The sequence below is a fragment of the Rhodobacter capsulatus genome, from assembly GCF_005144475.1.
Lineage (GTDB): Bacteria > Pseudomonadota > Alphaproteobacteria > Rhodobacterales > Rhodobacteraceae > Rhodobacter > Rhodobacter capsulatus_C.
In genome coordinates this window covers 1-22,919 of sequence record NZ_SWJZ01000062.1, presented here as the reverse complement: position 1 = coordinate 22,919, position 22,919 = coordinate 1, and the positions used below count along the sequence as shown (strand labels likewise).

30 protein-coding genes and 1 pseudogene are annotated in these 22,919 nt (G+C 67.1%); 11 read left to right on the top strand and 20 right to left on the bottom strand.

The window, feature by feature from the left end:
• A pseudogene (locus tag FBT96_RS14300) lies at positions 1–222 on the top strand (FAD-dependent oxidoreductase); the annotation flags it as partial.
• 139 nt (positions 223–361) lie between these two features.
• Here the strand turns inward: FBT96_RS14300 and FBT96_RS20790 are convergent.
• Positions 362–1,177 carry a hypothetical protein gene (locus FBT96_RS20790; protein WP_169583481.1) on the bottom strand — a complete coding sequence of 272 codons (816 nt, stop codon included), beginning with the start codon at positions 1,175–1,177 and terminating at the stop codon, positions 362–364.
• Positions 1,178–1,207: 30 nt separating this feature from the next.
• Here FBT96_RS20790 and FBT96_RS14295 point away from each other — a divergent pair, with 30 nt between their 5' ends.
• Together FBT96_RS14295 and gvpA are read left to right on the top strand one after the other, a co-directional pair.
• Positions 1,208–2,947 (top strand): methyl-accepting chemotaxis protein, encoded by a 1,740-nt coding sequence (locus tag FBT96_RS14295; protein ID WP_169583480.1) that lies wholly within the window; start codon positions 1,208–1,210, stop codon positions 2,945–2,947.
• Between the two features lie 206 nt (positions 2,948–3,153).
• Entirely contained in the window at positions 3,154–3,366 is a 213-nt protein-coding gene (gvpA, locus tag FBT96_RS14290; RefSeq protein WP_013066812.1) for a gas vesicle structural protein GvpA, read from the top strand.
• 9 nt (positions 3,367–3,375) lie between these two features.
• On the opposite strand, the gene FBT96_RS14285 is transcribed toward gvpA, so the two are convergent.
• The 4 genes from FBT96_RS14285 to FBT96_RS20780 all read right to left on the bottom strand — a co-directional run bounded on the left by FBT96_RS14285 (position 3,376) and on the right by FBT96_RS20780 (position 6,901).
• A complete protein-coding gene (locus FBT96_RS14285) occupies positions 3,376–4,971 on the bottom strand; it encodes an HAL/PAL/TAL family ammonia-lyase (RefSeq protein ID WP_136907796.1) in 1,596 nt (531 codons plus the stop codon).
• Between the two features lie 54 nt (positions 4,972–5,025).
• Positions 5,026–6,060 carry a hypothetical protein gene (locus FBT96_RS20785; protein WP_169583468.1) on the bottom strand — a complete coding sequence of 345 codons (1,035 nt, stop codon included), beginning with the start codon at positions 6,058–6,060 and terminating at the stop codon, positions 5,026–5,028.
• Positions 6,057–6,548 (bottom strand): hypothetical protein, encoded by a 492-nt coding sequence (locus FBT96_RS14270; protein ID WP_136907790.1) that lies wholly within the window; start codon positions 6,546–6,548, stop codon positions 6,057–6,059. The genes FBT96_RS20785 and FBT96_RS14270 overlap by 4 nt, the downstream gene beginning before the upstream one ends.
• Before the next feature lie 116 nt (positions 6,549–6,664).
• On the bottom strand, positions 6,665–6,901 hold the full coding sequence (locus tag FBT96_RS20780; RefSeq protein ID WP_169583478.1) for a hypothetical protein: 237 nt from the start codon (positions 6,899–6,901) through the stop codon (positions 6,665–6,667).
• A 69-nt stretch (positions 6,902–6,970) separates the two neighbouring features.
• Between FBT96_RS20780 and FBT96_RS14265 the strand changes: the two genes are divergently transcribed.
• The 5 genes from FBT96_RS14265 to pcl are packed head-to-tail and all read left to right on the top strand — an operon-like array spanning position 6,971 to position 10,208.
• Complete coding sequence (locus FBT96_RS14265) at positions 6,971–7,399, top strand: hypothetical protein (RefSeq protein ID WP_136907788.1); 429 nt, start codon at positions 6,971–6,973, stop codon at positions 7,397–7,399.
• A gap of 23 nt (positions 7,400–7,422) precedes the next feature.
• Positions 7,423–7,797 (top strand): photoactive yellow protein, encoded by a 375-nt coding sequence (pyp, locus tag FBT96_RS14260; protein WP_013066805.1) that lies wholly within the window; start codon positions 7,423–7,425, stop codon positions 7,795–7,797.
• Between the two features lie 3 nt (positions 7,798–7,800).
• The gene (locus FBT96_RS14255) at positions 7,801–8,454 is read left to right on the top strand and encodes a hypothetical protein (RefSeq protein ID WP_136907786.1); all 654 of its coding nucleotides are present in this window, start codon (positions 7,801–7,803) and stop codon (positions 8,452–8,454) included.
• Positions 8,455–8,470: 16 nt separating this feature from the next.
• On the top strand, positions 8,471–8,962 hold the full coding sequence (locus tag FBT96_RS14250) for a hypothetical protein (RefSeq protein ID WP_136907784.1): 492 nt from the start codon (positions 8,471–8,473) through the stop codon (positions 8,960–8,962).
• Complete coding sequence (gene pcl, locus FBT96_RS14245) at positions 8,865–10,208, top strand: 4-coumarate--CoA ligase (protein WP_136907782.1); 1,344 nt, start codon at positions 8,865–8,867, stop codon at positions 10,206–10,208. Before FBT96_RS14250 ends, pcl begins: the two co-directional genes overlap by 98 nt.
• 10 nt (positions 10,209–10,218) lie before the next feature.
• Here the strand turns inward: pcl and FBT96_RS14240 are convergent, their stop codons facing one another.
• Genes FBT96_RS14240 through FBT96_RS14190 form a run of 12 tightly spaced genes read right to left on the bottom strand, consistent with a single transcriptional unit; the run spans position 10,219 to position 16,637 of the window.
• The gene (locus FBT96_RS14240; RefSeq protein ID WP_136907780.1) at positions 10,219–10,557 is read right to left on the bottom strand and encodes a gas vesicle protein K; all 339 of its coding nucleotides are present in this window, start codon (positions 10,555–10,557) and stop codon (positions 10,219–10,221) included.
• Positions 10,554–11,216, bottom strand: coding sequence for a GvpL/GvpF family gas vesicle protein (locus tag FBT96_RS14235; protein WP_136907778.1), 663 nt, complete (start codon positions 11,214–11,216; stop codon positions 10,554–10,556). The genes FBT96_RS14240 and FBT96_RS14235 overlap by 4 nt, the downstream gene beginning before the upstream one ends.
• Positions 11,209–11,418, bottom strand: coding sequence for a gas vesicle protein (locus FBT96_RS14230; protein ID WP_136907776.1), 210 nt, complete (start codon positions 11,416–11,418; stop codon positions 11,209–11,211). Before FBT96_RS14230 ends, FBT96_RS14235 begins: the two co-directional genes overlap by 8 nt.
• Positions 11,411–12,109, bottom strand: coding sequence for a GvpL/GvpF family gas vesicle protein (locus tag FBT96_RS14225; RefSeq protein WP_136907774.1), 699 nt, complete (start codon positions 12,107–12,109; stop codon positions 11,411–11,413). The genes FBT96_RS14230 and FBT96_RS14225 overlap by 8 nt, the downstream gene beginning before the upstream one ends.
• Positions 12,106–13,056 (bottom strand): GvpL/GvpF family gas vesicle protein, encoded by a 951-nt coding sequence (locus tag FBT96_RS14220; protein WP_136907772.1) that lies wholly within the window; start codon positions 13,054–13,056, stop codon positions 12,106–12,108. Before FBT96_RS14220 ends, FBT96_RS14225 begins: the two co-directional genes overlap by 4 nt.
• A complete protein-coding gene (locus tag FBT96_RS14215; RefSeq protein ID WP_136907770.1) occupies positions 13,046–13,303 on the bottom strand; it encodes a gas vesicle protein GvpG in 258 nt (85 codons plus the stop codon). The genes FBT96_RS14220 and FBT96_RS14215 overlap by 11 nt, the downstream gene beginning before the upstream one ends.
• Positions 13,303–14,088, bottom strand: a complete 786-nt coding sequence (locus tag FBT96_RS14210) for a GvpL/GvpF family gas vesicle protein (protein ID WP_136907768.1) — start codon at positions 14,086–14,088, stop codon at positions 13,303–13,305. Before FBT96_RS14210 ends, FBT96_RS14215 begins: the two co-directional genes overlap by 1 nt.
• Positions 14,089–14,091: 3 nt before the next feature.
• On the bottom strand, positions 14,092–14,520 hold the full coding sequence (locus FBT96_RS14205; RefSeq protein WP_136907766.1) for a hypothetical protein: 429 nt from the start codon (positions 14,518–14,520) through the stop codon (positions 14,092–14,094).
• Positions 14,517–14,966 carry a gas vesicle protein gene (locus FBT96_RS21715; RefSeq protein ID WP_136907764.1) on the bottom strand — a complete coding sequence of 150 codons (450 nt, stop codon included), beginning with the start codon at positions 14,964–14,966 and terminating at the stop codon, positions 14,517–14,519. The genes FBT96_RS14205 and FBT96_RS21715 overlap by 4 nt, the downstream gene beginning before the upstream one ends.
• Positions 14,966–15,364, bottom strand: coding sequence for a gas vesicle protein GvpO (gvpO, locus tag FBT96_RS20775; RefSeq protein ID WP_169583472.1), 399 nt, complete (start codon positions 15,362–15,364; stop codon positions 14,966–14,968). The genes FBT96_RS21715 and gvpO overlap by 1 nt, the downstream gene beginning before the upstream one ends.
• Entirely contained in the window at positions 15,361–15,597 is a 237-nt protein-coding gene (locus FBT96_RS20770; protein WP_169583470.1) for a hypothetical protein, read from the bottom strand. The genes gvpO and FBT96_RS20770 overlap by 4 nt, the downstream gene beginning before the upstream one ends.
• Entirely contained in the window at positions 15,594–16,637 is a 1,044-nt protein-coding gene (locus FBT96_RS14190; protein ID WP_136907760.1) for an AAA family ATPase, read from the bottom strand. The genes FBT96_RS20770 and FBT96_RS14190 overlap by 4 nt, the downstream gene beginning before the upstream one ends.
• Positions 16,638–16,841: 204 nt before the next feature.
• Between FBT96_RS14190 and FBT96_RS14185 the strand changes: the two genes are divergently transcribed.
• Positions 16,842–18,899 carry a methyl-accepting chemotaxis protein gene (locus tag FBT96_RS14185; RefSeq protein ID WP_136907758.1) on the top strand — a complete coding sequence of 686 codons (2,058 nt, stop codon included), beginning with the start codon at positions 16,842–16,844 and terminating at the stop codon, positions 18,897–18,899.
• Between the two features lie 72 nt (positions 18,900–18,971).
• Here FBT96_RS14185 and FBT96_RS14180 read toward each other — a convergent pair whose 3' ends face one another.
• From FBT96_RS14180 to FBT96_RS14170, 3 genes are read right to left on the bottom strand one after another with little or no spacing between them, the layout of a single operon-like run.
• Positions 18,972–19,808, bottom strand: coding sequence for an ABC transporter ATP-binding protein (locus FBT96_RS14180; protein ID WP_136907756.1), 837 nt, complete (start codon positions 19,806–19,808; stop codon positions 18,972–18,974).
• The gene (locus FBT96_RS14175) at positions 19,805–20,629 is read right to left on the bottom strand and encodes an ABC transporter permease (protein WP_136907754.1); all 825 of its coding nucleotides are present in this window, start codon (positions 20,627–20,629) and stop codon (positions 19,805–19,807) included. The genes FBT96_RS14180 and FBT96_RS14175 overlap by 4 nt, the downstream gene beginning before the upstream one ends.
• A 46-nt stretch (positions 20,630–20,675) precedes the next feature.
• Positions 20,676–21,638, bottom strand: a complete 963-nt coding sequence (locus tag FBT96_RS14170; RefSeq protein ID WP_136907752.1) for an ABC transporter substrate-binding protein — start codon at positions 21,636–21,638, stop codon at positions 20,676–20,678.
• Between the two features lie 467 nt (positions 21,639–22,105).
• Between FBT96_RS14170 and FBT96_RS14165 the strand changes: the two genes are divergently transcribed.
• Positions 22,106–22,360, top strand: coding sequence for a spike base protein, RCAP_Rcc01079 family (locus tag FBT96_RS14165; protein ID WP_136907750.1), 255 nt, complete (start codon positions 22,106–22,108; stop codon positions 22,358–22,360).
• Positions 22,357–22,919: phage head spike fiber domain-containing protein (locus FBT96_RS14160; RefSeq protein WP_455769545.1), on the top strand; the 563-nt coding region annotated here is incomplete at its 3' end. The genes FBT96_RS14165 and FBT96_RS14160, both read left to right, overlap by 4 nt.

The following is a 22,919-nucleotide window of genomic DNA, read 5'->3' as shown; positions in this document are numbered from 1 at the left end:
GGGCAGACGCTGGCCGATCTGCTGCTTGACAAGCAGACCGACCGCACCGCCTTGCCCTGGGTGAACCGCCGTCCGCGGAAATGGGAACCCGAGCCGCTGCGCTGGCTCGGGGTGCAGGGGATGTATTGGCTGTACACGCTCGCCGACCGGCGCGAAGCGGCGTCGGGCGGGGCGCAAACCTCGCGGCTGGCAAGTTTGGCCGACAGACTGACCGGCCGCTGACCGGGCGGGGCCTGCGCTGGCGCCAAAGCCGCCTCGGTCGGCAAAGTGATTCGGGTCTGGACGGAGTGTCGCCGGAAATGTCATCCCGCCGCCCAAAACCGGGGGCAAGGGCACAGGTCAGGCGCAGGTCAGGCACAGGTCAGGCGACGTGTTGCTCCTTGCCGCGATGCCCCTCTTTCTGATCCCGCTCCTGGATGGCGATCAGCTCTGCAAGCAGCAGTCGGATCTCCTGGGCGGCCCCGCTCAGGGGCATGGCGTCCCGTCGCGGCGCTTCGGCAACCTGACGCTGCAAGGCGGTTATCTGCAACTCCAGATCCGCGATCCGTTCTTGCGACGCCGCTTCCGTCTGCGCGGCAAGACGTGCCTCGATCCGCATCATCAGCGCCTCGACCCAAGCCGGGGGTTCGCTGCCGGAAGCCGACTTCTGCGCCGCCGCCAGCGTCGCGATCTGGCCTTCGAGCGCCCGCATCTGCCGCCGCAAATCCTGTTGTTGCGCAATGCTTTGCGCCGAGAACACGACCAGCTGCTGATCGAGCCGGGCGATGCCTTCGCGCAGCTGCTTGCGCATCCGGTCGACCGCCATCGCATTGTCATCCAGCGCGCGTCCGACATGCTCCGTGCCGACACCGCGAAGGCCTTCGACCCCGGCGTCGATCTTGTCGAGCAGCCCGATCATGTGGCGCATCACCGTTTCGACGCCCTTCCAGATCACCGAGATCTGGGTGTGCTGCCAGTCGTCGCCCGAAGGCGCGGCCGCGTCGTCGGGCACCGTCGTTTCCCCCATGGCCATCGGCTCGTCGGACGTCGTCGAATATTGCGGATCGGTTGTGCCGTCGTGCATACCACTCTCCTGCGCTGCGCATGCATCGGTTTTAAAAGCGCGCAGATAAGATTTCGTGAACGCTGTCGGCACAAAACCTTTGCGCTTAACGGCAACTTTACCCGCCGGGCGCACCCTTTGCGCTGCGCTTCAAAGGTATTCCGAATGACCGTGACGAACGTTCAAACGCAGGCTTCCTACCCCGATGGTCTTGTCGGGGCGATCATGTCCTCCGTCCTCGTGCTGCATTTGAATGCGGACGGGGAAATCGATTTCTGTTCCGATCGCGCCTTTGAAGAATGGGCGATCAGCGCCGCGGAAATCATCGGCCGAAAGTTCCTGGATTTGACCGATCCGCAAAGTGAATTCGCGCGTGATGCCGAAACCCGTTTGCAGGGCCTGTCCGAAGGCGAGGGATTTTCCCAACGTTTTGAAATGCGTCTGCCGAATGGGCGCAACTTCTGGCTGAAAGCCGCACTGACCCCGACCCGCACGGCGGCGGGGGCGTTCAACGGCGTCACCGTCACCGCCCTTGATGTCAGCCATGCGCAGCGGCGGGAATTCGACATCCGCACCCGTCTGGCCGCGATCGAGAACACCCAGCTCACCGCGGAATTCATGGCCGGGGGCATGATCCTGTCGGCCAACGAGATCTTCTGCAACGCCCTCGGGTACGATTCGAACGAACTCGTCTGCGAGGAGGCGCGCCGCCTGCAGGACGCGACGATCCTGAGCGATGCCGATTATGCAGAATTCTGGTCGGACCGCGATGCCGGTCTGCCCTTTGTGGGCGAATTGCAACTGCGGTCGAAATCGGGGCGTGACATCTTCATCCAGGGGTCGCTTGATCCGGTGATGGATGCGGCGGGCTGCGTGGACCGGATCGTGCTTTACGCAACCGATGTGACCGAACGCAAGACCGCGCTGAACGCCCTGTCCCGGGCGATCGCGCTGATGAAGCGGGGCCAGCTCGAGGCGCGGATCGAGGATCCGTTCAACATCGAGCTGGAACCGCTGCGCGAGGACTTCAACCAGATGGTCGAGGGGCTGAAGACCCTCGTCAAGGCGATCTCCTCCGAGGCGAAGGGGGTCAGCCAGATTTCGGGTCAGGTCGCGGCTTCGGCGGAAGTGCTGCAGGGCCGCTCCGACGAACAGGGCCGAACGCTCACCCAGACGCTGCAGACCATCGACGAGACCTCGCGCAAGATCGAAACCACGGCCAAGACCGCAAGCGCCGGAAACCATGTCGCCGAAATGAGCCTGCAACGGGTCACCGAAAGCAGCCATGCGGTGGGGTCTGTCAAGGAGGCGATGGAGGCGATCCGCACCGTCAGCGGCCAGATCAACCGCTTCACCAGCCTGATCAATTCGATTTCGCTGCAATCGCGCATCCTTGGCTTCAACGCCGCCGTCGAAGCCGCCCGCGCGGGCGAGGCGGGCCGCGGCTTCACCATCGTCGCGAACGAGGTGCGCTCGCTTGCGAGCAAGACCGCCGATGCCGCCACGGAAATCACCGGCCTTGTCAGCGGGATCGAGAAAAGCATTCAGGTGGCCAGCGATCGGGTGACGGATTCGGGCAAGGCGATCGGCCATGTCGAGGCCGCGGTGCAGGAATTGCACGGGCAGATGGGGCGCATCACCACGCAATGCGCGGCGCAATCCGTGGCGATGCGCGAGCTCACGGGACAGATGGGCGCGATGGACCGCCTGACACGGGACAACCGGCAGATGGCGCAGGAAAATCAGGCTGTCGCTGCGGGGCTGCTGGAAAAATCCGACACCTTGATGAACAAGATGTCTCTTTTCCATCTCGCCTCGGCCACCTCCGAAGGGGGGGAATGGAAATCAAGCCGGAGTTTGCGCCGTGAAACTCCGCCCGCTGCGGAATGGCAGCAATATGGCTGAGGGTTAATTCAATCCGCCCCGACATGTTTCACCGTCAAGGCCGCGCAATTTCGCGCGGCTTTTTCATTATCCATTCAAAAACCATGCTTGCAGTTAAACATGATTGGGCCTTCGGGATATGCGCCGATTTACGGCGGTTTAAGTCCTTCATCCTAAGGTAGTTTGGGGCAAGCATATCGCCCGTTTCACAATCTGAGGAGAGCCCTATGGCCATCGAAAAGAGCCTTGCTTCGGCCAGCATCGCCGAAGTCATCGATCGTGTTCTCGACAAGGGCATCGTTGTCGATGCCTTCGTCCGGATTTCCCTCGTCGGGATCGAACTGCTGGCGATCGAGCTGCGTGCGGTCGTCGCGTCGGTCGAAACCTGGCTGAAATACGCCGAGGCCATCGGGCTTACGGTCGATCCGCAGACCCCCTGATCCGGATCGTCATGCCGGGGGATCGGCGACTGCAGGGGTTTGACGCAGAACCTGTGCAACCGCGTCGATATCCCCGGCAAGCGGTCTGTCGGCGCCGAGCCCGGGCGAGACCGCCCGGATTGTGTCATGCAGTTGCCGTGCCGCCCCTGACCATCCGGTCTGCCCGTCGGCGGCTTCGATCAGATCCATCGCCTGTGCAAGGGCAAGGGCAAGGATCGCCTGGATCTGCGCGAGCGGCAGCAGCTGCGCCCGCGCGCGCCGCGCGGCGATCGTTCCCATCGAGACCACATCTTGATTGGCGCCATTGGTCGAGAGCGACTGCACCGAAACCGGCGCAGCATTCACCCGCATTTCCGCCAAAAGCGCCGTTGCCGTAACTTGCGCCCCCATGAAGCCGGAATGAAGCCCCGCCTGCCCCACATGCAGGAAGGCGGGCAGGCCCTTGTTCAGCTTCTCGTCGGTCAGCCGTGCGACCTGCCGCTCGAGCAATCCCGCAAGCGTCACCAGGGCCGCGTTCAGCGCATCCGAGGCAAGCGCGACGTGGACGCCCATGAAATTGCCGCCGTGCAGGGCAGGCACCGCGCAGCCCTCGGGAAAGATCGGGTTGTCGGTGACGGAATTGAGTTCGCAGGTCACGATGCGATCATGCCAGTCAAGCGTGTCCCAGACCGCGCCGACCAGCTGCGGCACCACCCGCAGACTGTAGGCATCCTGAGCGGGATGGTCCTCGGGGCGCAGATCCTCGGCCTGCAGGCGGCGCGCGGCGGTGAGAGACCGGCAGACCCGGGACGCCCCCGAAAGCGCCTGCGCCAGCCGTTCGGTGGCGCGCACCTGTCCCGGATGCGGGCGCAGCTGCGCGAAAGCCGGATGCCAGGCTTCGGCATGACCGGAAAACACCTCCATCAACACGGCGCTGAGCCGAAGCGACCAGTCGATCGCCCGCGCGGCCTCGACCCCGCTCAGGGCCGCGATCGCGGTCATCGCCGAAGTGCCATTCACCAGCGCCAGCCCGTCGCGGGCCGCCAGCGTCAGCGGGCCACCGCACAGCCGGTCCATCACCGCCCGGGCGTCCTGCCCCCGGCCGTGCCGATCCATCATGCGCCCCTGGCCCTGCAGCGCCAAAACCATATGCGCGAGCGGGGTCAGATCTCCGGAGGCCCCGACCGTTCCCTGCGCCGGCACCTCGGGCGCAACCCCCGCGTTCAGCACCGCGACGATCCGGTCGATCGTCTCCAGCGACGCGCCCGACGCGCCTTGCAGGATCGAGTTGAGCCGCGCCAGCATCAGCGCCCGCGCCTCGGTCCAGCTCAGCTTCGGTCCGACGCCGGTGGCCAGATGATAGATCAGGTTCTGCTGCAGCTCCGCCCCCAGATCCGCCCCGATCAGACGGTTCGCAAGCGGACCGAAGCCGGTGGTGATGCCGTAAATATGGCGCTGCTCCGCGATGGCGCTTTCCAGCCGGGCATGGGCGCGCGCGCAGCGGTCGCGCAGCGCGGGCGTCAGCGAAATCCGGGTGCGATGCGCCGCGATCGCCTCGCACTGGGCCAGTGTCAACCCCCCGTCCAGCGCGAGACAGTCCGTGGTCGTCTGTGGCTGCATGCTCATCCGCTTTCCCCCGATGGTTGCATCGAGCATAGCGAAGACATGGCTAACGTGTGGTTAACGCACCTCGGCCGCGCGGGCGAAAGCGATCCAGCCGCCCAGATCCAGAATGCGGCCCGCAAGCCCCATGCGCGCGGTCAAGTCGGTGCAATCCGCGGCGGCAAGATCGGCCAGCGTGTGGATTTCACATTCGTTGAGCATCCAGATCAGCCCCGGACCGGCCCCCGGCAAGCGCACCAGATCCGAGGTCCGCTCCCCCGCCGCAGCCTCGGAGGGGCCGAGGTCTGGCAAGGCGCCCGGAGGGGGCGTTGCGGTGTCATCCGCGGAAACGGGCGCCGCGGCAGAGATTTCCGGCACCGGCTCGACAGGCTCATCGGCCTCCGGGACCGGCTCCGGCTCCTGCTCCTGCTCCGGAATTTCGTCCACCACACCCTCAGGCAGGACAGCGTCTTCCGCGTCCTCACCCCCTGGCGCCTGCAAGGGCTCTTGGGCGGACGACAGGACGTCTGCCCCCTCTCCCATCACCCCAGACTCCTCAGGTTCCGGCTCCACGGGCTCCGGTTCAACGGGCTCCGGCTCCTCAAGCTCCGGTTCAACGGGCGCGGGGGACGGGCTTCCCGCCTCCAGGTCGCAGCCTGCCACCGCCACATCGGCGACCGGAGTTTCGGCGACCGGAGTTTCGGCCGCCACCGCGGGCAGCTCGGGTTCCGGCGCCGCTGCAACCTCGGTAGGTTCCGCCAAGGAGGCGCGCGCCTGCAGCATCCGTCGCATGCCGGGCGACAGCGGCACCTTGGGATTGAGCGGCGGCGACGACGCGACCCTGACCTCGGCGGCGGACGCCTCCGGGACGGGCATGCCCCCCCCCTGATCCGTGCGCGCGGCCGTGCGCGTGACGGGGGCCTCGGCGGGGGCCGCGGCCTCCGGTTCCGCGAGGACGACGACCTCTGGCAAGACGGGCTCCGCCACGCTTTCCAGCGCGCGCACCGCCTCCCGGGCCGCAAGGCGATCGTCGCGCAGCTGGCGCAGGTGATCGCGCGCCGCCCCGCGCACGAATGCGGCGCGCGCGCGGTAGGCGGGGGAACCCTCGGTCATCGGCAATCCTTCCCTTCGATGTCACTCCAGAGCGCAAGCGCATCGCCCCGCAACTGGTCAAACTTGTCCTGCAGCGCCCGACTGGCAGCGAGCAGCAGAAGATCCTCCAGCCGGTCTTCGGCCAGGCAACCCTCGGCCCCGTCCGCCGCGACGGCGAGCGGCCGACCGGGGGCCTGCAGATCTTCGAGCCAACCGATCAGCGTCGTCACATCCTCGGCGCGGCGGTGCATCTCCCGCATCCCGGGAAGCACGACCGAGCCGACAAAATGACCCGTCGCCTCCCGGCGCAGCAGGATCTGTCCTGCCGCCGGATCGGCGCGATCCCAACACAGGTCGCACAGGATCTCCGCCGCCTCCGCGGCGCCCGACGGCACGGGCGACGACGTCGCCTCGCCGGCCGCAGCCCGCGCCTTGACCTGGGCCGTCCGCTTTGGAGCTGCGACACCGGGCGCCCTTGCAGGGCCGGTTGCACGCGATTTCTTGGTCATGATTCGGTCTGGGGGCTGTCTGCACTCATGAAGCGAGTAGACGCTACCGCCGTAAAATAGCCGTAAACATCTTTTCCAAGGCGAAATTGCCCCGGAAAGTCACAAATCATCAACCCTCAGTTGAAAGTCTCCGAAAGCCGCATTTGCGCTCCGGGAAAGAAATCGGACAGGTAACGGACCATCTCGCTCGCGCGCGCGCGATCAGAGAAGACATAAATCAGCTCCGCGGCCCCTTCCGGCACGACCGTCAGCCTGATGAGAGGTTGCCAGGAGTAACCGGCCATTTTCCATTTCCCCGATTTGCCGAAAACACGGTCGCGCGTTTTAGGGATTTGTTCAAGCCTTGCGTCCACCTTTCTCGGCAAGTTCGACTGGGTCGCCTCAAAGGGCGGGCCTGCAAGTTGGAGAGGAGTGAGCTACGGATGGATATTGTTGGACAGCTGATGACCGATAACGGGCGCTACACCTTCCGTAGCGACACCCTGAACCTGCGGGTGACGGGCGACTTCCCGGAATGGGTCATGGCGGCGGCCGCCGAAATGGTGGGGATCGTCGCCAGACGCGAGGTCGACTCGAAGATCGATGAACTGCAGGCTCTGGTCGAATTCGGCGAAGCCTCGGAAATCGAGATCGACTCGATCAAATACGACGCCAAGGAACGGTTCGAGATCATCCCGCAATGCGTGGTGACGATGGGCCGGACCGACTACCGCTGGGTTGCCCCCGAGGGCCGCGCCAAGCACTGCGCCACGTTTGACGGCAATCCCGTCACCCGGGTGCACGACATGTCCATGACCCGCAACGACAGCTTTCTCGACAACGAGAACGGCGTCGACACCAGCGGCCACTAATTCAACCTGCGCGAGGAAAGAACATGGAAATCATTCCGTTCGGGACGAACGACATCGACAACATCCTGGCGCGCGAGCCCGCGCGTGCGGAGAGCCTGCCGTTCGGCGCCGTGCTTCTCGACCGCATGGGGCGGATCGCCAAATACAACAAGGCCGAGGGGCTGATCGCGGGCCGCGATCCCTCGACGGTGATCGGCCGGGATTTCTTCAACGAGATTGCGCCCTGCGCCAAGGGCAAGCGGTTCCACGGTGAATTCCTGAAATTCAACCGCACCGGCCAGGCGAACGTGATGCTGGACTACAAGTTCAATTACAAGGGCGCCGAAGTGGCGGTGAAGATCCACCTCAAGTCGCAACCCGACGGCCAGTTCTGCTGGCTCTTCGTGAAGCGGGCCTGAGCCGTGGCCGCACCCCGGCCCGAAATCTCCGTCGCGATCTCGCCCGCGCTCTTGCAATTGCGGCGCGCGGGGCGGACGGCGGGACCGGCCGGGGGAACCGACAGGATGCCGATGCAGGCCCGCCCGCCCGAAAGGGCAAGCGCGGCACCGGCCTGGCAGGAGCCGCCGCTTCTGCCGGAACCGGAGCCGCCGGCGCAGGGGCCGGTGACGGCGCCCTCCCCCGACGTTGGGGACACCGACACCTGCCCGTTGGCGCTGCGCGAACGGATCCGCCTGCGTCGAGACGGCGCGCGCCCGCTTGTGTTCCTGGGCGCCGCCTTGCTCGAAGAGACGGACGAGGCCGATTTGCAGCTGGCAGAATGCCCGGTGACGGTCCGCCAGCGTGTGGCGCTCTATCTGAGCGCCGATGACAGCCTCGTACTCGCGGCCCAGCGCGAGATCGAGGGGGTCTCGGCGACCCGTCCGATGCATCTGGCGCGGCGGGTGACGGATGTGGCGCAACTGCCCCGGCTGCTGGCGGGGCTCGATCCTCTGGTCCTGCTGCTCGATCCGGTTGGCCTGACGCCAAGCGAGGCCGAGCGGGGAGCGATGGAAACCTTCTTCGGCCAAGCGCCGCGGCGGCTGATGTCGCACCTGCGGGGCACGGTTCAACAGTGACAGACTTGGAGGCATCATGGCCTATATGACGGAAAGCAAGCAATTCGCGGCTCCCCAACAGGCTTACGAGGACACACCCGCGCTCGGCGACCCCTCGATGCTGGATTACAGCCTGCGCCGCGTCGGTGCGCGCCCGCTGCAATTCCGCGGCGCCGAACTGGGCATGGCGATGAGCTTCACGCCCGATCTGCCCTACTGGTTCGAGATCAACCTGTTCCGCACCGCCGATGGCGGTTTCGCGACCGCGATCAAGACCTTCTTCACCTCGGTCGACGAACGCGACGTGTTCCGCGCCTGGCAGGCCGACACGCTGGACGGGGCGATTTCGCAATTCGAGGCCTTCGATCCGGCGCAGGACATTCGTCCGCAGGCGAAGCTTGGCGGTGCCGGGCTGTCGGCCGCGGAACTTTATGGCCAGGCGCTTGAGCTGCAGGCCCGCATCGCCGCCGCACGACAGCATTATGCGGCGCTTCTGGGCGAGTTCCTCTACGAACTCGACGATGCCTGAGGTCCTGCGCGCAGGCCCCGACGCCTTCCCGCAACCGGCCCCGGGCCCGGATGAACGCGCCTTGGCCCCGCCACAGGCCCCCGACGCCGCGATGGTGCGACGTCTTCTGATCAGCCTGATCCGCGCCGAAGCCCGGCGCGGGCGGAACCAGATCCTTCCCGAAGCCGCCTTCGCCGATGATCCGCGCATCGACGAAGACGGGCTCGGCTTCGACTCGCTGGCCCGGCTCGACCTGATCGGGGCGGTGCGCGACTTCTTCGACCTCTCCCGCACCGGGATCGAGGATTACGTCTATGTCGAACCCACCCTGCAGGGCTGGATCGACCGGATCATGCAGCATTTCGACCTTCTGGCCGCCCGATCCGAAACCGCGCAGGCGGTGTTTCGCACCTCCGGCTCGACCGGAGCGCCGAAGCCGATCCCGCATCCCTGGCCGAAGCTGATGCGCGAAGCCGCCTGCATGGCCCGCGATCAGGGATTGGTGCCCGCGCCCGGCGGCACGGTGATCGGGCTCGTTCCCGCCCACCACCTGTTCGGCTGCCTGTTCACCGCGCTTCTGCCGGAACTGGCGGGCGTCGCCCTGCAAGATCTGACCGCCGCGCCGCCCGCCTCGGCGCTGCGCGGGACGCGCCCGGGCGATCTGCTCATCGCAACCCCGCATCTTTGGGCACATCTGCTCGCGGCCGGCCCCTTCCCGCCCGGCCTGCGCGGCGTGAGTTCCGGTGCGCCGATGCCCGACGCGCTGTGGCGCAACCTGCTTGCGGCGGGTCTTGACGCCTTGACCGAGGTCTATGGCGCCTCGGAAACCGGCGGGATCGGGCTGCGCACGACCCCCGGAGCCGCTTTCACCCTGTTGCCGTTTCTGTCCCGCACCGCCGATGACGGAATCTCGGACGGCCCGACCCCCCTGCGGCTGCAGGATCGGCTGTGCTGGACCGGCCCGGCCCGCTTCGTCCTTGACGGACGGCGCGATCAGGCGGTGCAGGTCGGCGGCGTCAATGTCAGTGTCGGCCACGTGAGCGCCGTGCTTCAGGCCGAACCCGGGGTCGAAGCCCTTGCGCTGCGGCTTGGCGGGGACCGGCTGAAGGCCTTCGTCGTCTGCGCCGCCGAAGCGGAAGCCGCGCTTGAGACGCGGTTGCGCGCCCGCGCCGAGGCCGAGCTTGATGCCCCGGCGCGGCCACAGCACTACCGCTTCGGGCGGGCCTTGCCGCTCAGCCGCGAAGGCAAGGCGCAGGATTGGGATTGATCCCGGGCGCTCAGACGCTGCGCCCCAGCGGGCCGAGATCGAGGACCAGATCCGAGGGCTTGAGACCGAATTTTGCCGCCACCTCGTGCAGGGCGGCTTCGGCCCGCATCAGGGTCAGCCCCAGGGTCTCTTCCTGCTCGGGCGTCAGGCTGCCCGCTTCCATCCGCCGGATCGCCTGCAATTCCATGAGCTTGCGCAAAAGCTCGACGATGCCGAGCACGAGCCGCGCCAGATCCTGTTCGACCCGCTCCGGATCGAGCGTCAGCCGCCCCCCGGCGGCAAGGCTGCGCGCGGCCTGAGACAGAACCGCATCGACATCTCCAAGCTCGAGGCTCATCGCGGCGCTCATGTCACGGTTCCTCCGGGGTCGGCCTCAAGCGACGCAAAGGCCAGCGGCGGCAGTGGCGCAATCACGTCCCAAAGACCGCCGCGACCGGCGCGGTCAAGATCGGCCGAGAGCGCGGCGGCAAAGGCCTGCAAGCCCGCGCGCGGCACCAGCACCGCCCGGCGCAGCCGCAGCCGCTCTTCCGTGCCGCCTGCGGCAAGCCCCGCAATCCGTCCCTCCCGCGGGAACAGCGCCGAGACCACCCGCTGCACCTGCGCCTCGAAAGCCGCCGTCGCACGGGCCTCGCATGCGGCGCGTTCCGAGCGATCCCGCAACCAGCTGCGTCCCCCGGACATATCGGGCCGCATGGGGGCGCGTTCGGGGCGGGGCATGTCGAGCTGCACGAGCACCTGCAGCCGCCCCCGAAGGGACCGGAAAGCCCGTTCCAGCTCCGGGCCGCGCGTCGCCAGAAGCCGTTCCGCCTCTTGTCGCGTCGGCGCGGCGCGCGGGCTGAGCGGCAGGAAATCCACGGCCGCGCGGCACCATCCGACCTGACGGCGCAGCCGGGCCTGCGGAGTGTCATCTTCGGGGTGCCCCATCAAGGCCCAGCCCGCATGCGCGCCGATCACATCCGGCAGATCCGCCCTCCAGGGGGCAAGGCCGCTGCTCCGGGGGTCAACCATCGGACCGCAAAGCCTCCGGCGAGGCCAGAACCGCGCTCAGGCCGACGTAGACCAGCTCGACATCGGCCACGGTCAGCCACAAATCGCCATGCAGCACGATGCCATGCCCCAAAAGCCCGTCGAGCAGATCGGCAAGGCCGCCGGAGGGCGCATCGAACGCCTCTTCGGGGCCGAAAAGGCGCAAGCTGAACCTGTCATCCATCAAGCGTCTCCATCACATCCGCCGCAAAACGATAGGGCGGCCAAGGACCATCGAGGGTGAGATCGAGCCCCGCCGCGTCGAACCGATCCGCCTGCGCGGCAAGCCAGCGGTCAAGCCCGGCGCTGTCGCCGCGCGCGATCAGAAGGTGCCAGCGGGCGCCCCCGTCACGGGGCGCGGGTGCGGCCAAGGATGGCACGCCGCGGCTTCGAAGCGCCTCTTGCAGACCTGCCAGAGTGTCATTCCGATCCGTCTGCCGGGCCTGACCGCGGTCGCGGGCCGCCTTGCGGGCGCGCAGCCAATCCGCGCCGTTCGCAGCGGGGGGAGGTGGCGGGGCCGCGCGCGCAGGGGGGGCAGACGGCGAGATCGTCAGCACCATTTCCTCCTTGCCGAGGAGGGCGTCGAGCGCCGCGCGCAAGCGCCCGGCCTTGGGCGCAAGCGCCGCCTGCAACGCCGTTTCCGAAGAAAACACCGTTCCAAGTCGCACCGGCAAGACCGGCCCCAGTCGGTGCCAGCGCGAAATCAGCGCATGATGGGCAAGCGCGGCCGCCTGCGCCACTTCCGGGGTATCGAGATCGTCGGGGGCATCGGACACCAGCGCCATGAGCCGATCCAATGCGACCATGCGATGCGCGGCCGGGGCCGCGCTCCCTCGCTCTTGCGACACGAACCCATGCAGCGCCAGGCCTGTCATGCCGCCTCGCTCGATGTGGTCAGGGAAGGTTTGCTGCCGCCCGGGCGTTGATGCACGAGCTGAGGCAAGGTGGCGGCGATCGACCGGCCAAGCGCCGCGATTTCTCCTGCGCGGATCAGCAATCGCGCGGCGGCACGGATCTCTTCGGCGGCATTGGCGGCAAGATCCGGGCTGCGCAAGGCAGCTTTCGCGGCATTGACGACCGCATCCTTCCCGGCGTCGGGCCTCACCTCGAGCAGATCGGCCGCGGCAGGCACCGCCGCGGAATCGGCGCGGTCGATATCCAGAAGCGCATGGCTGATCGGCGCACTGGGGCCGACAAGCCGCAGCCGCAAACCCTCGGTCCAAAGCGCATCGATCGCCTCCAGCGCCGCATCCAGGCGGGGCTCGTCTTCGGGCCGCAGCAAAAAGACGACATTGAGCAGACAGCCCGGCGCCCGCGGCTGCTCGACCGGATCTTCCGCGACCGGATCGAGCAAGTGCAAGGCCTTGGCGTTCAGACGGTCCGCAAGGGCCGTGATGGCGCGGCGCATGATCTCGGGGGTGACCGGGGCGCCCGAGAAGAGCGGCGCAAGTTCGGGACTGTCGCGGAAGGCCGCAAGCACATGGCTTTCGTCCCAGTCGAGGGTGAGCTGAAAATGACGCCGGGGGCCGATCTCGGCGGCAAGACGCGCGATCAGGGGCGCATCAAGCGTCAGCAGCAGCGCGGCCTCCTCCGGCGTGCAGGCGATGCCCGCGGCGAAGGGCAGGACAGAACCCACCGCCATCAGCGCCTCCAGTCGGCTGTGATGGCGCACGGCCGTCTGTTTCGGCCCGCCCGTCAGGCGCTCGGCCCAGCCCGGCGCGGGCGCCAGCACGGCCGTGGCCCCCCTGCCGACGACGCTTGTCAACCCCGCGGGAAGCAGGGCCGTTTCGCACGGCAGGATAGCAATGATCTCATGGGCCACCGGGTCGTGCCTCCGCTGCTTGCCCGCGCTTCAAGCGATCGAGCAGGATTTCTTCCGCCAATTCATACTCTTCCTCGGTGATTTCCCCGGCTTCGAGCTGCTGTTCGAGACCGCGCAGCAGGCGCCGGACCGTGCCCGGATCGGTCAACTCGCCTTCGGCCGCCTCGGCGATCTTTTCGATGATCCAGAGCGCGCCGGTGATCGGCAGGTCCACCGGGGCCAGCAAAAGCTTGCGCAACAGGCCCATCAGGCAGCCTCCGAGGTGTTGTCGAACGCCAGACTGAGCGAGAGGAAGTGATAGGGCGGCGCGGGGCCGATCACCTGCAGCTCCGGTTCGGCGGCGCCCGCAAAGCCCAGCGCCCCGGCCAGATCATGCGCGGTGCGCGAGAAAGCATCGACCCCCGCGGCCGGGATCAGGAATTCGGCGCGCAGAACCTCGACATCCTCCTCGGGCGCGCGCAGGACGTGATCGCGCGCATGCGGGCGCAGCGCGGCCAGAAGCCGCTTTTGGGCGCGGGTGCGGCGTTCATCCAGCGCCTCCGCCAGACGGCGGCCGAAATCGGCCCGGGCGAAATGGGCGCCGGCCCCCTGCCCCATGAGCCGGTCGCGTTCGGCCACGAAATCCGGCGTTTCGGCCATCACCTGCGCCAGCGCCTTGTCGCGCGGAAAGCGCACGCGCAGCCCGACTTCCACATGATCCAGAAGGCGTTGCGCATGATCGACCAGCTCCGCGCGGCGCTCGTGGATCATCCTTGCGACTTCGGCCAGATCCTGGGCGATGACACCGAAGCGGACCGGCAGGCAGGTGGCAAGCGGCATCAGCGCCTCGAGCATGCGGGTATGCGCCAGCATGTTGCGCCGCGTCTGGACGATTTCCGTCAGATCACAGGGGCAATGGACAAGCAGCATGCCCTCCACCGCCGACAGGGCGACCGGCCCGCCCAGGCTTGTCACGCCCTCGGCCGCGGCCTGCATCTGCGCCAGCGTGCCGCGCGCCGGGGGGGCCAGAAGGCAGTAAAGATAGTGTCCCATGGGTCAATCCGGATCGAAACGCAGGGTGCCGCCGCCGATCGAGACGCGCCAGGCCGCCCCGACGCGGACATCTGGCAGATCGATCTCGACCGGGGGATTTTCGCCAAAGGCCAGGGTCACCTTGCCCCCGGACACATCGAGACCGCCCCCCGTCCTCGGCGCCTGCGCCGGGGCATCCGAGGGGGCATCCGCAACGGATGCGGCGGCGGGATCGGCGGCCTCGGGCGCTTCGGCAGCCTGTCGGCGTGCCGCCAGAAATTCGTCCACCGAGCCGACGAAACTGCGCGTGCGGGCGCGCGCCGGGCCCTCGGGCAGGGCCGCGATGGCTTCCTCGAAGGTCTGGCCAAGCCGGCCAAGAAGCTGCGAGAACCGCCGTTCGATCTCTTCGAACGCCTCGCGCCCCTGTTCGGGAGGGTTGGGGGGGCTGGTCATGGGGCCTCCTTGTAACGACGGAAAACGGGTTGAACGAGGCCCGCCGACAGGGCTTCGGTTTCCTCGGCAATGAGGGAAGAACCGGCGGCGGGAGGATGGGGGGACGCAGGCTCGGCCAGAGCGGGCGCCGCACCGACCTGGGCGCCAAGCGTCGCCAGCTGCGCTTCGAGCTGGGCCAGACGGTCGCGCAGGGCGGCGGTTTCGGTTTCGATCGCGGGCTCGCCCGGGCGGGGACGACCGTTCAGATAGGGATCGTGGCTCCACCAGTCGATCCCCATCTCGCGCGCCTTGTCGACGGTGGCGATCAGCAGCCGCAGCCGGATGGTCAGCAGCTCGATCCCGACCAGCGAGACCGACACGTCCCCGGCGATCACGATCCCCTTGTCGAGGATGCGTTCCAGGACGTCCGCAAGCCCTTCTGGCTGCGAGGCGCTGCGATAGCCCATCAGCCGTCCTCTCGGTGATACCTGCGCAGACGGGAATAGCCGACCAGACTGCCATCCGCGCCGAAGCCGATCCGGTAGCAGCACAAAAGATCGTTCGTGCCCATCTTGGCCTTGGCCTCGAGCACGTCGATGTCGATGGTCCAGCCGCCTTGGGCGTTCAGTTCCGAATTCACCACGGCGTCGACGGCGCGTCCGGTCAGTTCCTCGGCGGTGCGGCTGGCCAGCGCCAGCGCCTCGATCAGCGCCATGCCCCCGGCCTCGGCCTTCCAGCTTTCGCTGGCGGCAGGCGCCGCAGGGCCGGGCGCCGCGGTGGCGGCGGGTTGAGGGGCGGCGGGCTGCGGGGCGGCCAGGCTTCGCGCTTCGGCAAAGGGGTCGATCTGCTGGGCACCCGGGCTCATGGCTCGTTTCCTTCCATCAGTCGGTTCAGATTGTTGCGGATCGTCTCCGAGGTGCGGACAAGACGGCGCGAGAAGGCGGCGCCGCGTTGCCGCGCGGTCTCGATTTCGGTGAGCAGCCGGGCCCGCTCGAATTCGAGGCGCAGCAGCTGCGCGGCCACCTCGAAGCGGGTGCGCGGCCTCCGGCGCGAGACATTGGGCGGTTGCGGGATCGTCACCCGGCGAAACTTCTTCATCGCGCCTCTCCCGCGGCGGCGACCGGGGCCGGATCGGACGCGCGCCGCAACAGCATGGCCATGACATCGTCGATATCGCTGCCGCGCATCCGCGTGCCCAGAACATCGGCGCAGATCTGCACGAAGACCGGATCGGCGGGATCGGGCGCCACCCCGGCCGCCCGGGCGAGCCGGGCGATCATGATGCCCGAGCGCATCGAAATCTCCATCGTGCCGGGCTTTTCGGCGCGCAACAGGTGGATCAACGCACAGATGGCGCGGGCATCCTCGGGCGCGGTGCGGGCCGCGGTGGCCACGATCCCCACCTCGGTTTCAAACGACATCCCGTCGAGCGAAAAGGTGATCATCCGGTCCAAAAGCGCATCGGGCACCGCCTGCACCCCCACATAATCGCGCGGGTTCGAGGTGAGGATGACGCGGAATTCGGGATGCGCGACGATGTGGCTGCGCCCCGCGGCCGGGTCGGAGAGCGGCAGCACCCCCTCTTCGATCACCGACAGAAGGGCGGCGTTCGCCTCGGGGCGGGAGCGCGAGAACTCGTCATAGACAAGGATATGGCCGTCGCGCATGGCGCGGGCGAGCGGCGCCTCCTGCCAGTCGATCCGGCTCTTGCGTTCGGCGCGGCGCACCGAGGAAATGTAATGGTCCTGCACCGTCGAGACCGTTTCGCCCAGATCGCGGCCGAAGATGTCGGCGCGGCCAAGCCAGTCGTTGCCGACGAAGAAGGTCACCGGACGCGCGAACCGTTGCGCCAGATGCAGCGCCAGCGTGGTCTTGCCGACCCCGGCCGGACCGCGGAAATGAATGGCGATCCCCTCGCGCAGGTAGATTTCCGCGCGATCAAGCAGCGATCGCAATTCCTCGTCCTCGAAGAGAGGCGTGCGCGCATCCCCCCAGGGCAGTTCCCGCGTGATCGTCATGCGTGCCGTCGCAGGATCCGTCTGCGGCACCGCGGCGGTGGCAATCGGGTCCGACGCGTTGGGCAGTGTTGGCGTGAACTGGTTCACGTCGGCCTCCCGATCCTGTCGTTGTCTCTGCACGCAGTCTTCTGTGCGAAAACATGCTTAACCCTCACAACTTAAGAACGAGTGAACGAGAATAAGCCGAACCGGACGGGCGACGGCCCGAGACTCAATGCCGTTTGGGGTTTTCCGCCCGCCGGCGCCGGACAAAGGGCGCAGATTAACGCGGCATAAAGGCCCGCGGGCTATGGTCGCGGCGCAGCCATTTCGCCCGGAGCGTGCATGTTCTTCCGTCCCAAGCCTGCCCCCGTCTCGCTGATCGAGAAAGCCATGACCGCCGCAGCCGAGGGGGCGCTTGCGGTGAGCGTGGTGGACGAGGCGGGAACCTTCGTTCAGGTCAATGCCACCTATGCCGGGCTTCTGGGCTACACGGTCGAGGAGCTGCTCGGCCAGCCGATCGCGACGGTCCTCGATCCCGAGGAGGCCACCCCCGCGGCCCGGGCCCGGTTCTGGGCGGCGCTGCGCGCGGGCAAGGCGCTGCGGGCGACCTCGGCCCGGCGCAGCAAGGGCGGCAAGCGGATCTGGATCGAGGCGACCCATATTCCCGTCGCCGACGCCAGCGGCAAGATCGCCTACAGCGCCGTGGTTTCCGTCGACGTGACCGAAAAGATGCGCGAAACCAAACACATGGAGGCGCAGCTTGCGGCCATCGGCCGGTCCTCGGCGAGGATCGAATTCGATCTCGAGGGCAAGGTGATCGACGTCAACGAGATGTTCTTGCAGCTGATGGGCTACACGCGCGCCGAGGTCATCGGGCAACATCACGCGATGTTCGTGCCCGAGGACATCGTCGCCTCGAACTATTACAAGCGCTTCTGGGAGGGGTTGCGGGCGGGCGATTTCCATTCCGACCGCTTCCAGCGGGTGACCAGGGCGGGGGAAAGGATCTGGCTGCAGGGCAGCTACAGCCCGGTGCACGATCTTGACGGCAATCTCGTGGCGGTGATCAAGCTGGCCCATGACGTCACCGAGGATTTCCTGCGCGCGGCCGACACGGCGGGCATGATCGCGGCGTTGAACCTGAGCCTGGCGGTGATCGAATTCGACCTGAATGGAAAGGTCCTGCACGCCAATTCGAATTTCGAACAGGCGCTGGGGTACACCGAATACGAGATCATCGGCCGTCATCACGCGATGTTCCTCAGCCCCGAGGAACGCGACAGCCCGGCGTATGTGGCCTTCTGGGACGATCTGCGGCGCGGCGTGCCGAAGGTGGCCGAATTCCGCCGGATCGCCAAATCGGGCGATTCCGTCTGGATCCAGGCCAGTTACAACCCGATCATCGGTCCGAACGGCACACCGCTCAAGGTGGTGAAATTCGCCACCGACGTGACAGCGCGCAAGATGGCGATCATCGCGTTTCAAGCGGCGATCACCGCGCTCAGTGCGGGCGCCCTCGACGATCGGCTGGAACGTCCGATGACACCGGAATTCGAGGCCCTGCGACAGGACTTCAATCTTGCGATCGACCGCATGGCCGAACTCGTGGGGGCCATCCTCGCCAGTGCGCAGACCATCCGCGCCGAAACCGAGAGCCTGTCGGGCGCTTCGGCCGAGCTTGGCCGACGCACCGAAACCCAGGCCGCATCGCTGGAGGAAACCGCCGCGGCCATCAATCAGCTGGCGTCTTCGGTCGAAAGCTCCTCTGCGGGGGCGCGCAATGCGGCGGGTGCCGTGAGCAAGGCGCGCGCGCGGTCGCGTGCCGGGCGCAGCGTGGTCGAGCAGACGATCTCTGCGATGAGCGAGATTGCGCGCGGTTCGGAGCAGATCTCCCGCATCACCGCGGTGATCGACGATATTGCCTTCCAGACCAATCTTCTGGCGCTGAACGCGGGGGTCGAGGCCGCCCGCGCGGGCGAGACAGGACGCGGCTTTGCCGTCGTCGCCTCGGAGGTGCGGGCGCTGGCGCAACGTTCCTCCGAAGCGGCGCGCGAGATCGCGGAGCTGATCGAAACCTCGGGACGACAGGTGCGCCAGGGCGTCGATCTGGTCAACGAATCCGGGCAGGCCCTGGGCGAGATCGACACGCTGGTGGCCGAGGTGGACACTTTGGTGCAGGCGATCGCCAGTTCCGCCACCGAGCAGGCGACGGGCCTTGGCGAGGTCTCTTCGGCGGTCAATCAGCTTGATCAGGTGACCCAGCAAAACGCCGCGATGTTTGAGGAAAGCGCGGCGGCGGTGGCGATGCTCCGCGATCAGGCGGGCCAGCTTGCCGCTCAGGGCGCGGCGTTCCGCATCGGCTCGACACCCGTGTCCGAGCGCGATCGCCTCGCGTCATGAGCCCGCCGCAAAACGCCGGATACGGGCTCCGGGCCCGCGTCATCGCAAGGCGGCCACCGGGTTTCGTCGCGGTCAGGGGGCAAGCCCGGGGTCGGCGGCGGGGCCTCCGTGCCGTGGCGCCGCGTCGGGCAGCGGCGGCATCGTTTTCAGCGTTTCCTCGCGAATATCGGCCAGGATTTCGCGCTTGATCGCCGCAAATTCCGGATCCGCCACGATGTCGTAATCGCGCGGACGCGCAAGCGGCACGCGGATCTCGCGCTTGATCCGGCCGGGGCGGCTGGCCAGAACCACGACGCGATCGGCCAGATAGACCGCCTCGTCGACATCATGGGTGACGAACAGCACCGTGACCTTGTGATCCTCCCAGACCCGCAAGAGCAGTTCCTGCATCATCCCGCGCGTCTGCGCATCAAGCGCGCCGAAAGGCTCGTCCATCAACAGGATCTGCGGCCGGTAGACCAGCGCCCGGGCGATCGCCACGCGCTGCCGCATCCCGCCGGAAAGCTGCCCCGGATAGGCATTTTCAAATCCGCGCAGACCCACCGCGGCAACGAAATGCGCCACCCTTTCGTCTTTTTCCGCCCGCGAAAGGCGGCTTTTTTCCAGCGCAAACCGGATGTTGCCCGCCACCGTCTGCCATTCGAACAGGCTGTAGCCCTGAAACACGAAGCCCCGGTCGCGCCCCGGGCCGGTGACCGGCTGCCCGCCGATGCGGACCACGCCGTGGCTGGCTTCCTCCAGCCCGCCGACGATGTTCAGCAGCGTCGATTTCCCGCAGCCGGAACTGCCGACGATCGAGACGAATTCATTCGCCGCGATCGCAAGGCTCACATCGCCCACCGCCACGACCGGCTTGCCGTCCACGACAAAGGTCTTGCCGACATTTTCAAGGGTCAGAAGTGCGCTCATCTCGTCCTCTGCTGGTGCCAGGCGAACAGCACCCGCCCGGTGCGTTTGAAGACCACATCGATCAGGAAGCCCAGAAACCCGATGAAGAGCGTGCCGAACAGGATCGTTTCGGTCGCAAGGTAGCGCTGCGCATCCATGATCCGCCGACCAAGCCCCTCGTTCGCGGCGACCAGTTCGGCGACGACCAGATAGGTCCAGGTCCAGCCTATGGTGATCCGCAGCGTGTCCCAGATCCCGGGCGCCGCGGCGGGCAGGATGATCCGCATCAGGATTTCGCGGTTCGAAAACCCCAGCGTCTGCCCGGCCCGGATCAGGTTCATGTCGATGGTCTTGACGTTGTCCATCACCATCAGCACCTGCTGAAAGAAGGTGCCCAGAAACAGGATCAGGATCTTTTGCCCGTCGCCGATCCCCGCCCAGAGGATCGTCAGCGGAATGAGCGCGACGACCGGCATGTAGCGGATCGTCGAGACGAAGGGCTCCAGCGCCCCCTCGATCAGCCGGAAGTTGCCCATCAAGATGCCGACCGGCACCGCCAGCACCGTCGCGGCAAGCCAGCCCGCGCAGATGCGGTAGAAGCTGACCGAGGCATCGGCCCAAAGGATGCCCTCGCGCGCCTGCCGGACGCCCTCGGCCAGCACGTCGCCGGGGCCGGGCAGGAACAGCGGCTTCACCAGCCCGAATTCGGTGACAAGGGCCCAGATCAGCAGCAGGAGCGCCGGAAAGACCACGCCTGCCACGGTGAAGAGCCAATGGGGAATGTCCTTGCGCAGGCGCAGATGGCGGCCCGCTCCGGCTTTGGGTTGCTTTGGGGTCTGCATCGGTCCGTCGCGATTGCGGGCCTGCGCGCGCGCAGGCCCTGAGTGGTTACTTGCCCGCGACTTTCAGCACCGGCGCGGTCATCATCACGTCCTCGAGCGCCGGGATCTTCGTGATCTCGCCGGGGTTCGAGGTCTGCATGATCTCGGCGATCTCGCGCAGCGTGGCGGGGAAATCGCCCGTCACCAGCGCCGCATTCTCGGCCGCGTCGTAAAGATGCACGCCCTTGAAGCCCGGGATGAAGTCCTCCATCGGGCTGCCGACGGCCTTGGCGATCATCGCGCCGCCTTCCTCGGGATGCTCGCGGATGAAGACGACGGCATCGTCCCAGGCCTTGATCATTCCCTCGACCAGCGCGGGATTGGCCACGATCCAGTCACCGCGCGCCGTCAGCACATCCGAAATCAGCCCGGGTTTTTCCGAGGCGTTGTAGATCACCTTGTAGGACGCATCCTTGCCCAGCGCGGCCGAGATATAGGGTTCATAGGTCACCGCGGCCTCGACCTGACCGGACAGCAGCGCCAGCCCGGCTTCGGACGCGCCCATCGGCACATGCTCGATATCGGCAAGGCTCATGCCATTGACCTTGAGCGCATAATTCATCAGCAGGTCCGAGGTCGCGCCGCTTTCGAAGGCGACCTTCCGGCCCTTCAGCCCGGCGACATCGGCGATGCCCGCGCCCGCCAGGATCGCATCGGCGGTGGTCGAGACATCCATCACCAGAAACGCCTTTTGATCGACGCCGTGGTTGAAGCTGGCAATCGCGGTGTTGGTGGCGGCGGCCACGACATCAAGATTGCCCGAGGCCAGCGCCGCGGTCATGTCCTGATCCCAGTTGAAGCTTGCCAGTTCGACATCGACGCCATGCGCGGCAAAGAAGCCCTTTTCCTGCGCCACCCAAAGCGGGCCATAGCCCAGCCAGGGTTGCAGACCGATCTTCACCGGATCGGCGAAGGCGCCAGTGACGCCGCCCGCAAGGAGCAGGGCGGCAAGTGTCGTGTGTTTCAGCATCTGTGATCCTGTCTCTCGGGGTCGTCCGTGGGACTGCGGCGGGCCCCGCACGGGGCAGGCGCGTCCCGAACCTGATACGCCGAGAGCGCCCGGGGCGACAAGGGAAAGAACGCCCCGGGCCGCGACGGCGAGCGCACCGCGACCGGGCCCCTGCCCGGCTGTTTTGCGGCAGTCCCGATCCTGCCCCCTGCCCTTCGCTCTGACCGGGTCCGCGCGGGCCGCAAGGCCCGCCGGGGCAGGCGCGCGCCGCCCCGGCTATCACGCTGGTTTCAAATGACCAATCCCGCCAGATGACGGGCGCGCCAGAGCCAGCGCGCTCCAACCCCACGGCGGCGTGACAGGGGTATTCGGCGCGAAAGACCGGAGGTGCGAACGATCCGTTTAGATGGCCGTTTCTTTTCCTTGCCACTTTTCTCCGAGGCCCGAGCCGCCAATCGACACAATCGACACAATCGAAGGAGAGACACATGGACGTCTTTGAAAATCACGCGGTTTCGCTCGACAGCCCCGCGATCCGACATTTCGAGATCACCCCCGACGATGCCGCCGATCTGGCAAGACGGCCGCGCGCGCTGCGGGTTCAGACCGGGGGCACGCTGGTTCTGCGCGATGAGGTCGGCACCAATGTCACCTACACCGTCTTTGCGGGAGAGATCTTGCCCCTGCGTCCGGTGCGGGTGCTGGCAACCGGCACGACGGCGACTGCGGTGGGGTGGGAATGAGCGCGCTGGGTCTTGGCCTCGGGCTCACCGGCATCGGCGGATCGCCGCTCCGGCGGTATGCGGTGCGCGATGTTCTGCCTGTCGTGGTGCTGGATTTCGAACGGCGGTATCTGTCGCACCCGTTGAGCCTGACGCGGGCCACGAGTGCAACCTATGCCGACCCGTTCGGCACGCTCCAGACCGCCCCCGTCAACACGCCCCGGTATGACTGCGGCGGGGGAAAACAGGCGCTTCTGGTGGAAGCGTCCTCGACGAACCTGTTGCCCAACAGCACGCAGTTTGGTGCCGCGTCCTGGGGGAAGACGCGGGCCAGCGTGCTGGCAAATGCCGCGCTGGCCCCGGATGGCACCATGACGGCCGACAAGCTTGTCGAAGACACCAGCAACAACAGCCACTTCCTGTCGCGCCCCGGAACGCAGATCGCGGGGGGGACGGCGGTTACGGTCTCGATCTTCGTCAAGGCCGCAGAGCGCCGGTGGTTCGCCCTGCCGACATCCGACAGCGCGAATGTCTTCCGCACCTCCTATTTCGACCTGCAAACCGGGACGCTCGGGGTGGT

What these genes read in the sequence shown, in the direction of transcription:
- FBT96_RS20785 (WP_169583468.1), bottom strand. Translation starts at nt 6,060, where the DNA reads ATGACCGAGGGTTCCCCCGCCTACCGCGCGCGCGCCGCATTCGTGCGC.
- FBT96_RS14210 (WP_136907768.1), bottom strand. Translation starts at nt 14,088, where the DNA reads ATGGGACACTATCTTTACTGCCTTCTGGCCCCCCCGGCGCGCGGCACG.
- FBT96_RS14180 (WP_136907756.1), bottom strand. Translation starts at nt 19,808, where the DNA reads ATGAGCGCACTTCTGACCCTTGAAAATGTCGGCAAGACCTTTGTCGTG.
- FBT96_RS14230 (WP_136907776.1), bottom strand. Translation starts at nt 11,418, where the DNA reads ATGGATGACAGGTTCAGCTTGCGCCTTTTCGGCCCCGAAGAGGCGTTC.
- FBT96_RS14165 (WP_136907750.1), top strand. Translation starts at nt 22,106, where the DNA reads ATGGACGTCTTTGAAAATCACGCGGTTTCGCTCGACAGCCCCGCGATC.
- pcl (WP_136907782.1), top strand. Translation starts at nt 8,865, where the DNA reads ATGGCCAGGCGCTTGAGCTGCAGGCCCGCATCGCCGCCGCACGACAGC.
- FBT96_RS14265 (WP_136907788.1), top strand. Translation starts at nt 6,971, where the DNA reads ATGGATATTGTTGGACAGCTGATGACCGATAACGGGCGCTACACCTTC.
- FBT96_RS14205 (WP_136907766.1), bottom strand. Translation starts at nt 14,520, where the DNA reads ATGACCAGCCCCCCCAACCCTCCCGAACAGGGGCGCGAGGCGTTCGAA.
- FBT96_RS14185 (WP_136907758.1), top strand. Translation starts at nt 16,842, where the DNA reads ATGTTCTTCCGTCCCAAGCCTGCCCCCGTCTCGCTGATCGAGAAAGCC.
- FBT96_RS21715 (WP_136907764.1), bottom strand. Translation starts at nt 14,966, where the DNA reads ATGGGCTATCGCAGCGCCTCGCAGCCAGAAGGGCTTGCGGACGTCCTG.
- gvpO (WP_169583472.1), bottom strand. Translation starts at nt 15,364, where the DNA reads ATGAGCCCGGGTGCCCAGCAGATCGACCCCTTTGCCGAAGCGCGAAGC.
- FBT96_RS14235 (WP_136907778.1), bottom strand. Translation starts at nt 11,216, where the DNA reads ATGGTTGACCCCCGGAGCAGCGGCCTTGCCCCCTGGAGGGCGGATCTG.
- FBT96_RS14215 (WP_136907770.1), bottom strand. Translation starts at nt 13,303, where the DNA reads ATGGGCCTGTTGCGCAAGCTTTTGCTGGCCCCGGTGGACCTGCCGATC.
- FBT96_RS14270 (WP_136907790.1), bottom strand. Translation starts at nt 6,548, where the DNA reads ATGACCAAGAAATCGCGTGCAACCGGCCCTGCAAGGGCGCCCGGTGTC.
- gvpA (WP_013066812.1), top strand. Translation starts at nt 3,154, where the DNA reads ATGGCCATCGAAAAGAGCCTTGCTTCGGCCAGCATCGCCGAAGTCATC.
- FBT96_RS14225 (WP_136907774.1), bottom strand. Translation starts at nt 12,109, where the DNA reads ATGACAGGCCTGGCGCTGCATGGGTTCGTGTCGCAAGAGCGAGGGAGC.
- FBT96_RS14295 (WP_169583480.1), top strand. Translation starts at nt 1,208, where the DNA reads ATGACCGTGACGAACGTTCAAACGCAGGCTTCCTACCCCGATGGTCTT.
- FBT96_RS14250 (WP_136907784.1), top strand. Translation starts at nt 8,471, where the DNA reads ATGGCCTATATGACGGAAAGCAAGCAATTCGCGGCTCCCCAACAGGCT.
- FBT96_RS14285 (WP_136907796.1), bottom strand. Translation starts at nt 4,971, where the DNA reads ATGAGCATGCAGCCACAGACGACCACGGACTGTCTCGCGCTGGACGGG.
- FBT96_RS20770 (WP_169583470.1), bottom strand. Translation starts at nt 15,597, where the DNA reads ATGAAGAAGTTTCGCCGGGTGACGATCCCGCAACCGCCCAATGTCTCG.
- FBT96_RS14170 (WP_136907752.1), bottom strand. Translation starts at nt 21,638, where the DNA reads ATGCTGAAACACACGACACTTGCCGCCCTGCTCCTTGCGGGCGGCGTC.
- FBT96_RS14240 (WP_136907780.1), bottom strand. Translation starts at nt 10,557, where the DNA reads ATGAGCGCCGCGATGAGCCTCGAGCTTGGAGATGTCGATGCGGTTCTG.
- pyp (WP_013066805.1), top strand. Translation starts at nt 7,423, where the DNA reads ATGGAAATCATTCCGTTCGGGACGAACGACATCGACAACATCCTGGCG.
- FBT96_RS14175 (WP_136907754.1), bottom strand. Translation starts at nt 20,629, where the DNA reads ATGCAGACCCCAAAGCAACCCAAAGCCGGAGCGGGCCGCCATCTGCGC.